Source organism: Oerskovia sp. NPDC057915 (assembly GCF_042887685.1).
GTDB lineage: Bacteria > Actinomycetota > Actinomycetes > Actinomycetales > Cellulomonadaceae > Oerskovia.
Genome location: NZ_JBHVOS010000023.1, coordinates 41,454 through 56,319, shown reverse-complemented (window position 1 = coordinate 56,319; position 14,866 = coordinate 41,454). Strand labels below are relative to the sequence as shown.

Here is a 14,866-nt window from a genome sequence, read left to right as displayed (position 1 = left end):
CCACCCGCGTCACGACACGGCGCACCACCCGGAAGGACGCCCATGGCCGACGGCCCCCTGATCGTGCAGAGCGACAAGACCTTGCTGCTCGAGGTCGACCACCCGCGCTCGGGCGACGCCCGACGGGCGATCGCCCCGTTTGCCGAGCTCGAACGCGCCCCCGAGCACGTCCACACCTACCGGCTCACGCCGCTCGGGCTGTGGAACGCGCGCGCCGCAGGGCACGACGCCGAGCAAGTCGTCAACGTCCTGCTCGAGTACAGCCGCTACCCGGTGCCGCACGCGCTGCTCGTCGACGTCGCCGAGACCATGTCGCGGTACGGGCGGCTCCAGCTCGTCGCGCACCCGACTCACGGGCTCGTGCTCCAGGCGACGGACAAGGCCGTGCTCGCCGAGGTCCTCAAGTCCAAGCGGACCGCAGGGCTCGTGGGCGACCGGCTCGGGGACGACTCGGTGATCGTGCACCCGTCCGAGCGCGGGCACCTCAAGCAGGTGCTGCTCAAGCTCGGTTGGCCCGCCGAGGACCTCGCGGGGTACGTCGACGGTGAGAAGCACCCGATCGACCTGTCGCCGACGGACCCGGCGCACGAGGACAAGCCCTGGGCCATGCGGCCCTACCAGCAGCAGGCCGTCGAGGGGTTCTGGCACGGGGGCAGCGGCGTCGTCGTGCTCCCCTGCGGCGCGGGCAAGACGATCGTCGGAGCCGGGGCCATGGCGAAGTCCGGGACGACGACCCTGATCCTGGTGACCAACACCGTGAGCGCACGCCAGTGGCGCGACGAGCTCGTGCGACGCACCACGCTCACCGAGGACGAGATCGGCGAGTACTCGGGTGCCCGCAAGGAGATCAAGCCCGTCACCATCGCGACCTACCAGGTGCTCACGACCAAGCGGAAGGGCGTCTACACGCACCTCGAGCTGCTCGACGCCCGCGACTGGGGGCTCGTGGTCTACGACGAGGTCCACCTGCTGCCCGCGCCGATCTTCCGCATGACCGCGGACCTCCAGGCGCGCCGCCGCCTGGGCCTGACCGCGACGCTCGTGCGCGAGGACGGGCGCGAGGACGAGGTCTTCAGCCTCATCGGGCCCAAGCGGTACGACGCCCCCTGGAAGGACATCGAGGCGCAGGGGTACATCGCGCCCGCGGACTGCGTCGAGGTGCGCCTCACGCTGTCCGACCGCGACCGCATGGCGTACGCGACCGCCGAGCCCGAGGACAAGTACCGGCTCGCGGCCACCGCGGCGGGCAAGAACCGCGTCGTCGAGCAGATCGCGGCCGCGCACCCCGACGACCAGGTTCTCGTCATCGGCCAGTACCTCGACCAGCTCGAGGAGCTCGGCGACCACCTCGACGCGCCCGTCATCACGGGGGCCACGACCGTGCGCGAACGTCAGCGACTCTTCGAGGCGTTCCGGTCCGGGGAGATCAACCGGCTCGTCGTGAGCAAGGTCGCGAACTTCTCGATCGACCTGCCCGAGGCGTCGGTCGCGATCCAGGTGTCCGGGTCGTTCGGGTCCCGCCAGGAGGAGGCGCAGCGCCTCGGACGGATCATGCGGCCCAAGCAGGACGGGCGCACCGCGCACTTCTACGCCGTGGTCTCGCGCGACACCGTGGACCAGGACTTCGCGGCGCACCGCCAGCGCTTCCTGGCGGAGCAGGGCTACGCGTACCGCATCGTCGACGCCGAGGACCTGGGCGTCGTGCAGTGAACGGTGGGGACCGCAGCGCAGCAAGGTACCCGCCGGTCACGGAACGAGGTCCAGGGCCGACCACAGATGGAGAGGACCTGGGCGTCGTGCAGTAGCGGGTGGGGCCGCCGCGACGCAGGACCACGGCACTCGCCGGGCGCCGTCAGCCCTCGAGGCGCGCACCTCCCGGGGTGGTCGGGTGTGTCTGCAGCGGAGCGGCAACAATTGTTGTCGCTCCGCTGCAGACACACCCCCCCTGCACCCGCCCGACGGTCCGCCCGTGCCCGCCGTCGCCCCTGCCTGCTCTACCGCGTCGGCGCCCCGATCCGCCGCGCGCCCGACGCGAAGCCGAGCCAGGTGTGCCGGTTGCCCGCCCAGCACCAGCCGACCTTGGGGGCCCCGCGTCGTTCCTTGCCGTCGCGGCCGGTGCCGTTCGAGATCCATACCGCGGGCGTGCGCGCGTCGAGGCGCCCCGGGGCCTTGCGGAGCCGCGAGCCGATCGTCATGTAGCAGTGGTTGCGCTCGACGACGTCGGGCACCTGGAGCGCCCAGTGGATGCCCTCGCCGAGGACGAGCGGTGTGCGGTCGCGTCGCGTGATCTCGGGCAGCGCCTCGTCCGGGGACCAGTTCGCCATGTCGTCGCCGCGCTCGACGCCGGTCACGACGTACAGCGGGCCCTCCGGCAGCGTGAGCCCCTCGATGGGCTCGAAGCGGTCGACGTCCTCCATGTCGACCACGACGAAGCCCTCCTTGTCCCCGAGGCGCAGCAGCGGTGCGAGGACGGACGGCGGCACGAGGCGGGGGTGCACGACGAGCAGCCCGCCGTCGGGCACCCCCTGGGCAAGGTGCCCGACGACGTCGCGCACCTCGGCCGCGGACAGTCCCGCGAGCTCGTGGACGCCGAGCGTGACGAGTCGCTCGGCCTGGTCGGCGAGCGGGCGAAGCCCAGGGCGCGGGGGCGGGGCCACGGACGGTGCTGCCACCGGGGTAGCGGCTCGTGCGTGCGGAGCGGTCGTCGTGCTCGTCATGGGTTCCTCTCGTCGACGTCCTCGGTCAACATGGTACGCCGTACGAACATTCCCGCGGAGACGCCCACGGCACCCGTCGCACCCCCGTGGACCACCAGGTCGGGTGAAATGCCCCGGCTGTCCCGTTTCACGATTGCGACACCCGCACCCGTGGGAAAGGATCACGAAGTGGCCTCGTCGTCCGTTCCCCCCGCACTCTCCCGCCCGGCTCACCCCGCGCGTCAGCCCGTCCTCCGTGGCGTCCTGACGCTCGGGATCGCCGGCGCGCTCGTCCTCACCGGCGGCCTCGGCCCCACGAACGCGGCACCTGCCGCAGCCTCCCTCCCGGCCGCCCAGCCGCTCGACCTCCCGAGCCGGATCACCGACCCCGCCGGGGTGCTCGGGGACCGGACCGACGAGGTCGAGGCCGCGATGGATGCACTGGAGGAGGACACTCCGTACCAGCTCTTCGTCGTGTACGTCGACACGTTCGACGGGCAGGACGCGCAGACCTGGGCCACCTCGACGGCCAACCTGTCCGGCCTGGGCAGGGACGACGTCCTGCTCGCCGTCGCGACCGAGGACCGTCGCTACGACCTGTCGGCCGACCACAACATCGGCCTCTCCGAGGCCTCGCTCGACACGGTCCAGGAGGCGATCGAGGACCAGCTCAGCCAGGACGACTGGGCGGGGGCCGCGGTCGCCGCGGCGGACACCCTGCGCACCGAGGCGACCGGCTCGTCGTCCTCGGGCGGCTCGGGCTGGCTCGTGGCCCTCGTGGTCGGCCTGCTCGCGATCGCGGGCTTCTTCGTGGTCCGCGCGATCCTGAGCAGGCGCCGGGGGACGGCCGCCAAGCCCGGTGGGCCCGACGAGGCCGACGAGCTCGCCCAGCTCCCGACCGACGAGCTGAACCGGCGGGCCAGCTCGGCCCTCGTCGCGATCGACGACGCCGTCAAGACGTCCGAGCAGGAGCTCGGCTTCGCCCAGGCGCAGTTCGGCCTCGAGGCGACGCAGGAGTTCCAGGCCGCGCTCGAGAAGGGCAAGCAGAAGGTGTCCCAGGCCTTCGCGCTGCGCCAGCAGCTCGACGACGACACCCCGGAGGCCGAGCCCCAGGCCCGCACGCTGATGGCGCAGATCATCGCGCTGTGCACCGAGGTCGCCCGTTCGCTCGACACCGAGTCCGCCCAGTTCGACGAGCTGCGCGACCTCCAGTCCCGCGCCCCCGAGGTGCTCGACACGGTCGAACGTCGCGCAGGCGAGGTCGAGGCCCGCGTCGACCCGGCCCGCAGCACCCTCGCGGCGCTCTCCGCGACCTACCCCGAGGCAGCGCTCGCCTCCGTCTCGGCGAACCCTCAGCAGGCCCTCCAGCTCGTCGCGGGGGCCCGCGAGGCGATCGCCGCCGGGCGCGCAGCGCTCGAGAGCAAGGACCGGGGGTCGGCCGTCGCGCACGCCCGCGCCGCCGAGAACGCCGTCGGACAGGCGGTCACCCTCCTCGACGCGATCGACTCCGCCGGCGAGGTCCTCGCGCAGGCCGGGCAGCGCCTCGACGTCGCGGTCGCGTCGATCACCGCCGACATCGCCGACGCCGCCCGGCTCGCGCCGGCCGACCCGGCCGTGACGGCGAGCGCCACCGAGGCGCAGGCCGCCGTGGCCGAGGCGCAGACCGCGCGCAGCGGTGGCGACCCCATCGCGGCCCTGCGCAGGCTCACCGACGCCGAGGCCGCGATCGACGCCGCCCTGGCACCGTTCAGGGCGAGCGCCGAGCAGGCCGCGCGCGCCGCGGCGCTCCTGCGCGACACGATCGGGCGCGTCGACTCCCAGGTCCGCGCGACGAACGACTTCATCGAGACCCGGCGCGGCGCCGTCGGGCCCGAAGCGCGCACGCGACTCTCCGAGGCGATCCGCTACCTCGGCGAAGCCCGCGCCCTCCAGCCCTCCGACCCCGTGCGCGCGCTCGCCACGGCCCAGCAGGCCGACGCGCTCGCCCAGGCCGCGGCGCAGCTCGCGCAGCGCGACGCGTCCGCGTGGGAGTCCCAGCAGAACGACGCCGGGATGTTCGGCGGCGGCTCGGGAGGCGGGGGCAGCAACGTCGGCGGCATGGTCCTCGGCGGCATCCTCCTCGACCAGATCCTGCGCGGCGGGGGCGGCGGGCGCCGCTCGGGCGGCGGGTTCGGCGGCGGCTACGGCGGCGGCGGGTTCGGCGGGGGCGGCTTCGGCGGGTCGTCGGGCCGCTCGTCGAGGGGCTCGTCGGGCGGCCGGTCCTCGGGCGGCCGCTCCAGCAGAGGAGGACGGTTCTAGGTCGGACGGCACGTCAGGCACGAGCATCGCGCACCCCATCCACGAGCAGGAAGGCACGACCGATGGCAGAGAAGCAGAGCATCTTCGGACGCATCACCCAGCTGGCCAAGGCGAACATCAACTCGCTCCTCGACAGCGCCGAGGACCCGCAGAAGATGCTGGACCAGCTCGTCCGCGACTACACCAACAGCATCGCCGACGCCGAGCAGGCCGTCGCGCAGACCATCGGGAACCTCCGGCTCGCCGAGCAGGACTACAACGAGGACGTCGCGGCCGTGCGCGAGTGGGGCGACAAGGCCGCCGCCGCGTCCGCGCAGGCCGACCGGTTCCGCTCGTCGGGCGACACCGCGGGCGCCGACAAGTTCGACAACCTCGCCAAGGTCGCGCTCCAGCGGCAGATCTCCGCCGAGGGCGAGGTCCGCCAGGCCGAGCCGCTCATCGCGTCGCAGCGCGAGACCGTCGAGAAGCTCAAGACCGGTCTCGCGCAGATGAAGGGCAAGCTCGGCGAGCTCAAGTCCAAGCGCGACTCTCTCGTCGCCCGCCAGAAGTCCGCCGAGGCGCAGCAGACCGTCCAGGGTGCGATCAGCTCGATCAACGTCCTCGACCCCACGAGCGAGGTCTCGCGCTTCGAGGAGAAGGTGCGTCGCGAGGAGGCCAAGGCGCTCGGCCAGGCCGAGGTCGCCGCGTCCTCGCTCGACGCGCAGTTCGAGGAGCTCGAGGCGTCAGGGGCGAACATCGAGGTCGAGGCGCGGCTCGCGGCACTCAAGAGCGGCGGGGCCTCCCCCGCCCCGCAGATCACGCCCACGACCGTGACGTCGATCGAGGCCGGCACGCAGGACGCCCCGTCCGGGGACTGGTAGACGACGTCTCCCGACCGACGGCGACGGCCGGCGACCCTCGTGGTCGCCGGCCGTCGCCGTGTCACGAGCGCGCCGCTCAGGTCGCCGTCAGCGGCTCGTAGTCGATCTCCAGGAAGTCCTCGACCTCGGGCACCCAGCGGTCGGCGACGAACGCCCGGTGATCGGGGTGCGCGTCGTAGGCCGCGTAGGCGTCGGCGTCGGCGAACTCCATCGAGAAGCCGAAGGTGAACGCGTTCTTCGCGCTCGTCTGGCGCAGCTGCTCGAACCTCTCGACGCCGGGGATCTGCGCCAGGACGCGGGCGTCGGTCAGGAAGGTGGCCTCGGCGGCGGACCCCTCGGGGTGGCGCAGGCGGAAGGCGACGGTGTGTCGGATCATGCCGACACCCTGCCACCGACCGCCCGGTAGCGATCGGCGGACACGCAGCCCGACGCAGGACCTACGCCCGCACGCCCCGGCGAGCGACGTCGTCGTGCACGACGGCGAGGAACGACTCCGCGAGCACGCGGCCCGTCTCCAGGACCTCGCCCTCGAACGGCGCCGCCTCGGCGAGGACGTTCTCGGTGTCCACGTCGTCGTGGTCCGCGGCCCACCCGCGGATCGTGTCGAGGCTCGCCTCGGGGTGGAACTGCACGCCCAGCGCCGAGCCGAGCCGGAAGGCCTGGTACGGGTACATGTCCGACATGCCGAGCCAGGTGGCGTCCGCGGGCAGGTCGATGATCGCGTCGGCGTGCATGCTGAGCGTGAGCGAGCGGGCCCGCTTGCCCGTCCCCGCCGCCGCACGGGCCAGCGGACCGAGGACCGGGTCCGCCTCCGCCCCCGTCTTCCAGAACACCCGGGTCAGGCCCACCTCGCGGCCGGGAGGGGCCGCGACCTGCACGTGACCGCCGCCCGCGACCGCGAGGAGCTGGGCACCGAGGCACACGCCGAGCGTCGGCACCGCTGCGAGCACCGCGGCGCTCAGGAGGTCGCGCAGAGCGGGGAGCCAGGGGGCGACGTCGTCGTCGTAGGCGGACATCTGCCCGCCCAGGACCACGAGGCCGTGCCCCAGGTCCGCGAGGTCCGGCAGGGCGTCGCCCGCGAAGGGCCGCACGAGGCGGACGTCGGGGCCGAGCCGGTCCGCGAAGGTGTCCAGGGTGACGTCCGGGGAGTTCTGGACGACCGTGATCCGGACCGGGTCGAGAAGCTGGAGGTTCACCGCTGAAAGGTACTCGTAACCGGGGGTTCACATGCAAACCGTGCCCACGCCTCGGCAGGATCCGTGTCAGGGGCGGGCACGCACCCCGTGCCCGGACGGCCTGCCCGCGCCGTCCCGACGGATAGGCTGGACCCATGTCGGACTCCAGCACGTCGAACGGCCTCGTCAGCACGCAGGGTGAGGCCAGGCGCCGCACCTACCTGATCGTCGACGGGGAGAACATCGACGCGACGCTCGGGATGAGCGTCCTCGGCCACCGACCCAACCCCGAGGAGCGTCCCCGCTGGGACCGCATCGTCGACTTCGCGGCGAACCTGTGGGGCCAGGACGTCACGCCCCTGTTCTTCCTCAACGCGTCGTCAGGCCAGATGCCCATGGCGTTCGTCCAGGCGCTGCTCGCGATGGGCTACCGTCCCATCCCGCTGGCCGGGTCGAGCTCCGAGAAGGTCGTCGACATCGGTATCCAGCGCACCCTCGAGGCGCTCCAGGACCGTCCGGGCGACGTGCTCCTCGCGAGCCACGACGGCGACTTCATCCCCCAGGTCGAGGACCTCCTCGAGGACGGCGACCGCCGCGTGGGGCTGCTCTGCTTCCGCGAGTTCGTCAACTCGCGCTTCTCCGAGCTCGCGTCGCGCGGCCTGAGCTTCCACGACCTCGAGGACAACGTGGGCGCCTTCACCACGGTCCTGCCGCGCGTCCGGATCATCCCGCTCGACGAGTTCGACCCGCTGCGCTACCTCTGAGCCTTCGGAGCCCGGTGCGACCCGGGAACCCCCGGAGGGCGGGACCGCGCGCACGTCGCGCGGTCCCGCCCTCCGCGCGTCCCGGGGCCGCCCGGGGAGCGCTCAGCCCCGCAGCTCGCGGTACAGCGGCGTGGGGAACGACGCCGTCACGCCGCCGCCGTCGAGCAGCCCGGTGATCCGCAGGGCCTCGACGTCGACGGCCGCGGCGCCGTCCGACCCGATGTCCTCGAGCAGGCGCACCGCGGGCGAGCCGTCGGTCCGCACGGCCCAGGCGCCGACGATGCGACCCTCCCACCAGACGGTCGCGCCGATGTTCCCCGCGGTGTCGAAGAGGTGCTCGCGGTGCGCTCCGAGGTACCAGTCGCGGTGCTTCCAGCCCATGGCCGTGGGGTCGAGCGAGGGCAGCAGGGCCACGTGACCGGCGGCAGCCTCCGGCGCGGGTGCGAGGTCCGTCGACCGCAGGGCGACACCTGTCCCGAGGCCGTCGAGCTCGACCTCGCGCACGTCGAGCGCGGCGAGCGCGGCCCGCGCCTGTCCCAGGTTCCAACCGGTCCACCACTGGAGGTCCGCGACGGTCGCGGGCCCGAACGACTCGAGCCACGCGGACGCGAGCCGCACCCGGGCCTCGGCCTCGTCGAGCTCGGGGATGCCGCCCGGCAGCCAGTCCTCGACGGGGCGCCACAGGAAGCGGTTGGAGGACCACCCGCCGGTCGGTTCACCCCGCACGATCCGCCCCTCGGCGGACAGCAGCGACAGCAGCGGGGACGTCAGCGAGCGCCGCACGTCCCACGACCTGGTCGTGGTCGGCAGGAACGCGGTCCGCAGCACGGGGGCCCGCGCCGAGAGCTGCGCGCCCGTGAGGGGCCCGTGCTCCGCGAGGGCGCCGTGGACCTGCTCCTCGGCACCCGCGAGGAAGGCCTCGGCGTCCTCGACGGGCGGGTCCGTCGGGATCGTCGCGAGCTCCTTGAGGAGCCGGGCACGGAGCCGTCGCCCGACGGCGGCGCTCGCACCGGCGTGGACGACGGGCACCTGGTCGCGTGCCACGACGAACAGGGTCCGGCGCATCGCGAGGACGCGCACGAGGGAGCGCCGTTCGTACATCGCGGCCTGCACGTCCTCGACACGCAGACCGGGGACGCGCGCGAGGACCGAGAGGTAGACGCTGGGGGCGTCGGTCGCGTGGAGGGCCACGAGGCGGTCGACGACGCCCTCGACCGTGGTCTCGGGCCGTGGACCGGTTTCCCCGAGGTCGAGCTGGTGCGCGACCAGTCGCGCCCTGCGGTCGTGGTCGGTGATGCGCATCCTGGTCCTCGTCCTGGTCGTCCGCGCACGGCCCGGGCCCGGTGCGTGCAGGCCCATGCAACCATCGTCCGCCGACACGGGCCGCGCACCACGCGTCACGGAGGCGTGCAGCGCACCGCACCGCTGCCGCCCAGGCGACTCCCAGGGTTCGGTCGCACACTGGAACCATGAGCGAACCCGAGGCACGGCTGGTCGTGGTCGACGACGAGCCCAACATCCGTGAGCTGCTGTCCACGTCCCTGCGGTTCGCGGGCTTCGAGGTGTACGCGGCCGCGGACGGCACGAGCGCGCTCAAGCTCGTGCGCGAGGTCGAGCCGGACCTCGTGGTGCTCGACGTCATGCTCCCGGACATGGACGGGTTCACCGTGACCCGCCGCATGCGCGCCACGGGCCAGCACACGCCCGTGCTGTTCCTCACGGCGCGCGACGACACGCAGGACAAGGTCACGGGCCTCACGGTCGGCGGGGACGACTACGTGACGAAGCCGTTCAGCCTCGAGGAGGTCGTGGCCCGCATCCGCGCGGTGCTGCGCCGCACGCACGCCGAGCCCGAGGACACCGCGGTGCTGCGCTTCGCGGACCTCGAGCTCGACGAGGACTCGCACGAGGTCCGCCGGGCGGGGCAGGTCGTGGACCTGTCCCCCACCGAGTTCAAGCTCCTGCGCTACCTCATGCTCAACGCGGGCCGTGTGCTGTCGAAGGCGCAGATCCTCGACCACGTCTGGCAGTACGACTGGGGCGGGGACGCGAACATCGTCGAGTCCTACATCTCGTACCTGCGCCGCAAGATCGACAACCTCACGGTGATCGGCCCGGACGGCACGGAGGAGCCCGTCCAGCCCCTGATCCACACCAAGCGCGGTGTCGGGTACCTGCTGCGCACGCCCCCGGAGTCGGGGAGCACCCGCCGGTCATGAGCACGCCCTCGTCCTCGTCGCCCGGCGGTCCGGCCGGAGCGCCGGGCGCCTCGGGCGCGCTGCCCCCCGTCCCGCCACCCCCCGGCCCGACGACGTCACGCCCCTCCTCGGCGCGCCCCGCCCCGGGTGCGGCGCGTCCTGGGGCGCAGGCTGCGCCGTCGGGCACGGGGCCTGACGACGCGGGGCAGGACCTGCCTCCCGTGCCGCCGCCCGACGGGCCCCGCCCGTACGGCAGGCCCGTGCCCACGAAGGACTGGGGCTGGTTCGCGCGCATCCCGCTGCGCACGCGGCTCGTCGCGATCATCATGCTGCTGCTCGCCGCCGGGCTGGGGGTCGCGGCGGTCGCGACCAGCGTGTTCGTGTCGAACTACCTCGTCCGGCAGGTCGACGACCAGCTCAAGGCGACCGCGACCGACGTCGCGACCGACCCTGAGAGCCAGTTCAGCCAGAACGCGGTCAGGCTCCCCACCGACTACTACATCCTCTACCGGTGGTCGAACGGGGTGAGCCAGCCCCTCTCCTTCCCGAGGACGGCCCTGAGGTACGGGGTGCCCGACATCCCGGCGCTGTCGCTCGACGAGGTGAAGCGCATCGACGGCCCGTTCACGGTGCCGCCCCAGCAGAACGGGCTCCTCGTCCCGACCGACCCCACGCAGTGGCGCGTCATGCCGCTCCTCGGCCCCGACGGGTCGACCGCGTTCGTCGCCCTGCCGCTGGCCGGGATCCACGACACCGTCAGGTTCCTCGGGTGGACGCTCGCCATCAGTGCCGTCGTGATCGCCCTGGTCGGGGGCGCGGTCGCCTTCCTCGCGGTCCAGGGCGCGTTGCGCCCGCTGCGCGAGATCGAGGAGGCGGCCGCCGACATCGCCGGTGGCGACCTGACGCGCCGCATCCGCCCCGCCCCGCCCTCGACCGAGGTCGGCTCGCTCGCCGCCTCGCTCAACATGATGCTCAACCACATCGAACGCGCATTCGCCGCCTCGGAGGCGTCGGAGGCCCGGATGCGCCGCTTCGTCTCGGACGCGAGCCACGAGCTGCGGACCCCGCTCGCGACCGTGCGCGGCTACGGCGAGCTCTACCGCATGGGCGCCCTGACGACGCCCGAGCAGATGGACGACACCATGCGCCGCATCGAGGACTCCGCGTCGCGCATGGGCACCCTCGTCAACGATCTTCTCGCGCTGGCCCGCCTCGACGAGGGGCGCCCGATCCGTCACGAGCCCGTGAACCTCGCGGCCCTGGCGCGCGACTCCGCAGGCGACCTGCACGCCCTGGACCCGACGCGCGAGGTGCGCCTCGTGGGGCTGAGCGGCGCTTCCGGGGACGCCCCCCGGGACCTCACCGTGATCGGTGACGAGGACCGCCTGCGGCAGGTTCTCGCCAACCTGATCGGCAACGTGTCGCAGCACACCCCGGCCGGGACCCCGGTCGAGATCGCGCTCGGCGCCCAGGCCGCGGAGGGTGGGGGGCCGCCCGTCGGCGTGCTCGAGGTCCGCGACCACGGGCCGGGCATCACACCCGAGCAGGCGGCCCACGTGTTCGAGCGGTTCTACCGCGCGGACTCGTCGCGCAACCGTGCCTCGGGGGGCTCCGGGCTGGGCATGGCGATCGTCGCGGCCATCGTCGGGGCGCACCACGGGCACATCTCCGTGGCACCCACGCAGGGCGGTGGCCTCACGGTTCATGTGGAACTCCCGACACAGGGCTACGATGGCGGGTCGTCGACGGATCGGACGTAGGCTCGAAGGAGCATCTGCGCTCGACGACGCATCCTGTTCCCGCATCGAAGAAGGCTGATCTCATGGGCGTCACCACCTCTGACGCACCGCAGTGGTTGCTCACCTCCTGGACCCGTAGCTGCAAGGGCGCCGGGGCCACAGCCCCCACCGAGGAGATCCTCGCCGTCGGCGAAGGACTCCTCGAGCGCTGGAACCAGCCCGACCGCCACTTCCACAACCTGCGCCACCTCGCCGACGTCCTGGGACGTGTCGACGAGCTCGCGGAGGAGACGCACGACGCCGACGTGGTCCGCCTCGCGGCCTGGTACCACGGCGCGATCTTCGACGCGGCCCGCAAGGCCGCGTACGCCAACAAGGGTGGCGAGGACGAGAGCGCGAGCGCCGCGCTCGCGTTCGAGCAGCTGTCGGGGCTGGGCGTCCCGGAGAAGGCGTGCCGCCGCGTCGCGTTCCTGGTCAACGCGCTCGTGCGCCACGCGCCGGACCCAGCGGACTTCGACTGCGCCGTGCTGTGCGACGCGGACCTCGCGATGCTCGCGGCCGAGCCCCAGCGGTACAAGGAGTACCTCAAGGACGTGCGCGACGAGTACGCGCACATCCCGCTCGCCGACTACCTGAGGGCGCGCACCGCGATCATCACCAAGCTGCTCGACCGCCGGTCGCTCTTCTCGAGCCCCCTGGGCGCCGCGTGGGAGGAGCCCGCGCGGCAGAACCTGGACGCCGAGCTGCAGCGCCTGCGCAAGGAGCAGAGAAAGCTCGACGCGTCGGCCCCGCCGGCGCTCGTCGCGCCGTCGCCGTCCTGAACCGTCCCGGGCCGTCTGCGGCGATGCCGCGGTGCCGCTGGACGGCGAGCCGGGCTGCCGCTGGACGGCGAGCCGTGCACAGGCCCGCGTCGTGACGCAGCGCCCACAGGGCACGGTGCCTCCCCTGCCCGACGGCGCCGCTCCCCTCTAGCGTCCTGCTCACCCGGTTGCGCACCGCGCCCCGGGGCAGGGCACCGACCGGTGCCCTGCGAGCTCGGTGAGAGGCAGGACGGCATGAGCAGGTACGAGGTCGACAGCGCACGGGTCGCACAGGCGAGCGCCGCGGTCGGAGGGTCGGTGACGGCCATCCGTGCGGAGGTCGGGGCCATGATGCGCAACCTCCAGGACCTCCAGGCGAGCTGGCAGGGCGGCGCGGCCACGGCGTTCGCGGGCGTCATGGCCGAGTGGCAGGGCGCGCAGGTGCACGTCGAGACCGCGCTCGACTCGGTCACGACCGCGCTGGGTTCCGCCGCCCAGACGTACGCGGACGCCGAGGCGCAGGCCTCGAGGTTGTTCCTGCGCTGACCGGCCCTGGCGGTGCTCGTGGCGCGCCATCCGGGCGACTAGGCTCCGCTCCATGCCGCGTCGCCGCCCGTCCCCCGCCTCTCGCCCCGTGTCCTTCGAGGTCGTCGAGGACCTGGACGACGACCTCTCGGCGCCCGGAGGCCCGGCTGGTGGTGCGTGGTCCGGCGGGTCTGCCGGTGCCGTGGGCGGCGGGTCCGGTGCCGATGTCGACGGCTCCCGTGACGACCTGGGTGACGGGGCTCCCGGGGCGGGGGACGCGCCGTCGGGCAGGAGGACGACGTCCTGGAAGCCCTGGGTGGCCACCGCCGGGGCCCTGGCCCTCGTGGCCGGCGGGCTCGCGATCGGCGGGCAGATCGAGGAGCGGCGCACGCAGGCACGCCTCGTCGCGAGCGAGGGCGGGGTGCTGCCCTTCACGGGACCGCCGCAGGAGATCTGGTCGAGAGACCTGGCCGATCGGTTCTGGATGCCCTGGGGCGGGCTGCTCCTCGGCCACGACGCCAGCGGCACCGACGAGACCGTCACAGCCGTCGACGTCCTGACCGGTCAGGACGAGTGGGAGGCGACCGTCGGCCCCCGGGCGGTCTGTGGTCGGAGCAGCATCTGGCAGCCGTTCGTCGTGGACGACGGCCCCCTCCTGTGCCTGTCCGGCACCCCGGAAGCCATGACGGTCACGGCTCTGAGCCAGGACGGACGGGTCACCGGGCGCAGGGACCTCGGCACCGTCGACGAGGGGTCGAGCTACACCGTGGGCCCCGGCAGCACGGTCGTGACGGTCCGTCGTGACGGACCCGTCGGTCCGCCCGTCGGCCCGCGCGAGGTCTGGGGTGCGAACGACGCCCCGACCTTCGTCGACGTGCCCGGAGGGCGAGGCGTCGTCGTGACCCTGGAGGACGCACTCTCGGGCGACGTGCTCTGGGAGAGCACGGTGCCGTTCGTCGCGCCGGACGAGGTCTGGGAGTGCCAGGACAGCAGCGCCGGGACCGACCCCGTGCTGACGCTCGACCGGGTGACCACCTGGACGACGGGCTACGTCGTCCAGGTCGACGGTTGCGGCGTCAGCGCGTCGTTCGACGCGGGCGGCGCCCGCCTGGACGACCCGGCCGCACCGGACGACCAGGTCGAACCGCTGACGGCGACGGCCGTGAACAGGTTCGACCAGACGACGACGCGCACGACCGTGCTCGACCGCACGGGCTCCCCGTCATGGGACGTCACCGGGCAGATCCTTCGCGCGTCCGCCACCGACGGGACGGGCGAGAGCACGGTCTTCGTCGACACCCTGAGCGGCCTGACGGCGTTCACGCCCGAGGGTGACGAGCTCTGGGACGTCTCGACGTATGCGAGCAGGTTGTTCGTGCACACGAGCACCGTCATCGTCGTCGACGACGGTGCGAACGGCCTGACCGCGCTCGACCCGAGCACGGGCCGCAGGCTGTGGACCGTGCCGGGAGAGGACTCGATCTACCCGTCCGGGGCCGCGACCGACGGCTCCCAGGTGATCATCCTCGCCCACGGCGCCGACGGGGTGCCACGCACCACGGGATACGACCTGGCGACGGGTGAAGTGCTGTGGACCCGCGAGGACGCTCCGAACCAGGGCCTGATCGGCTACCACGGTGCACTGCTCCAGCTCTCCGAGGACTCCGTGAGCAGGAGGGGCTGACCACGCCCCGACGACCTAGGGTGTCCGGTGTGCCGACGTCACTCCTGACCACGAGCGTCACGGTCTGGTGCGCGCCGCCGACCCCTTGCCCACCCGGTACGGAGGATTGGCTGTCGGTCGACGAGGC

Annotated in this window: 13 protein-coding genes; 9 read left to right on the top strand and 4 right to left on the bottom strand. The window is 73.2% G+C overall.

Going from position 1 to position 14,866, the window contains the following annotated elements; all coding sequences use genetic code 11:
• The first annotated feature begins 42 nt into the window (after positions 1–42).
• Positions 43–1,710, top strand: a complete 1,668-nt coding sequence (locus ACFVQ3_RS15285; RefSeq protein WP_387640691.1) for a DNA repair helicase XPB — start codon at positions 43–45, stop codon at positions 1,708–1,710.
• Positions 1,711–1,994: 284 nt separating this feature from the next.
• On the opposite strand, the gene ACFVQ3_RS15280 is transcribed toward ACFVQ3_RS15285, so the two are convergent.
• Complete coding sequence (locus ACFVQ3_RS15280) at positions 1,995–2,717, bottom strand: DUF5701 family protein (RefSeq protein WP_387640689.1); 723 nt, start codon at positions 2,715–2,717, stop codon at positions 1,995–1,997.
• Positions 2,718–2,885: 168 nt separating this feature from the next.
• On the opposite strand from ACFVQ3_RS15280, the gene ACFVQ3_RS15275 reads away from it, so the two are divergent.
• Together ACFVQ3_RS15275 and ACFVQ3_RS15270 are read left to right on the top strand one after the other, a co-directional pair.
• The gene (locus ACFVQ3_RS15275) at positions 2,886–4,994 is read left to right on the top strand and encodes a TPM domain-containing protein (RefSeq protein WP_387640687.1); all 2,109 of its coding nucleotides are present in this window, start codon (positions 2,886–2,888) and stop codon (positions 4,992–4,994) included.
• Between the two features lie 62 nt (positions 4,995–5,056).
• Entirely contained in the window at positions 5,057–5,854 is a 798-nt protein-coding gene (locus ACFVQ3_RS15270; RefSeq protein WP_387640684.1) for a PspA/IM30 family protein, read from the top strand.
• Between the two features lie 76 nt (positions 5,855–5,930).
• Here the strand turns inward: ACFVQ3_RS15270 and ACFVQ3_RS15265 are convergent, their stop codons facing one another.
• Together ACFVQ3_RS15265 and ACFVQ3_RS15260 are read right to left on the bottom strand one after the other, a co-directional pair.
• Positions 5,931–6,230, bottom strand: a complete 300-nt coding sequence (locus ACFVQ3_RS15265) for a Dabb family protein (RefSeq protein WP_387640682.1) — start codon at positions 6,228–6,230, stop codon at positions 5,931–5,933.
• Between the two features lie 61 nt (positions 6,231–6,291).
• On the bottom strand, positions 6,292–7,050 hold the full coding sequence (locus tag ACFVQ3_RS15260) for a type 1 glutamine amidotransferase (protein WP_387640680.1): 759 nt from the start codon (positions 7,048–7,050) through the stop codon (positions 6,292–6,294).
• 134 nt (positions 7,051–7,184) lie between these two features.
• Here ACFVQ3_RS15260 and ACFVQ3_RS15255 point away from each other — a divergent pair, with 134 nt between their 5' ends.
• Positions 7,185–7,793 carry an NYN domain-containing protein gene (locus ACFVQ3_RS15255; protein ID WP_138822938.1) on the top strand — a complete coding sequence of 203 codons (609 nt, stop codon included), beginning with the start codon at positions 7,185–7,187 and terminating at the stop codon, positions 7,791–7,793.
• A 102-nt stretch (positions 7,794–7,895) separates the two neighbouring features.
• Here ACFVQ3_RS15255 and ACFVQ3_RS15250 read toward each other — a convergent pair whose 3' ends face one another.
• Positions 7,896–9,095, bottom strand: a complete 1,200-nt coding sequence (locus tag ACFVQ3_RS15250; protein WP_387640678.1) for a winged helix DNA-binding domain-containing protein — start codon at positions 9,093–9,095, stop codon at positions 7,896–7,898.
• A gap of 167 nt (positions 9,096–9,262) precedes the next feature.
• Between ACFVQ3_RS15250 and ACFVQ3_RS15245 the strand changes: the two genes are divergently transcribed.
• From ACFVQ3_RS15245 to ACFVQ3_RS15225, 5 genes are all read left to right on the top strand, one after another.
• Positions 9,263–10,012 carry a response regulator transcription factor gene (locus ACFVQ3_RS15245; protein ID WP_138822934.1) on the top strand — a complete coding sequence of 250 codons (750 nt, stop codon included), beginning with the start codon at positions 9,263–9,265 and terminating at the stop codon, positions 10,010–10,012.
• The gene (locus tag ACFVQ3_RS15240; RefSeq protein WP_387640674.1) at positions 10,009–11,751 is read left to right on the top strand and encodes a sensor histidine kinase; all 1,743 of its coding nucleotides are present in this window, start codon (positions 10,009–10,011) and stop codon (positions 11,749–11,751) included. Before ACFVQ3_RS15245 ends, ACFVQ3_RS15240 begins: the two co-directional genes overlap by 4 nt.
• A gap of 62 nt (positions 11,752–11,813) precedes the next feature.
• Positions 11,814–12,551 carry a hypothetical protein gene (locus ACFVQ3_RS15235; RefSeq protein WP_387640672.1) on the top strand — a complete coding sequence of 246 codons (738 nt, stop codon included), beginning with the start codon at positions 11,814–11,816 and terminating at the stop codon, positions 12,549–12,551.
• Between the two features lie 234 nt (positions 12,552–12,785).
• Entirely contained in the window at positions 12,786–13,076 is a 291-nt protein-coding gene (locus ACFVQ3_RS15230; RefSeq protein WP_387640670.1) for a WXG100 family type VII secretion target, read from the top strand.
• A 52-nt stretch (positions 13,077–13,128) separates the two neighbouring features.
• Entirely contained in the window at positions 13,129–14,739 is a 1,611-nt protein-coding gene (locus tag ACFVQ3_RS15225; RefSeq protein WP_387640668.1) for a PQQ-binding-like beta-propeller repeat protein, read from the top strand.
• Positions 14,740–14,866: the final 127 nt, after the last annotated feature.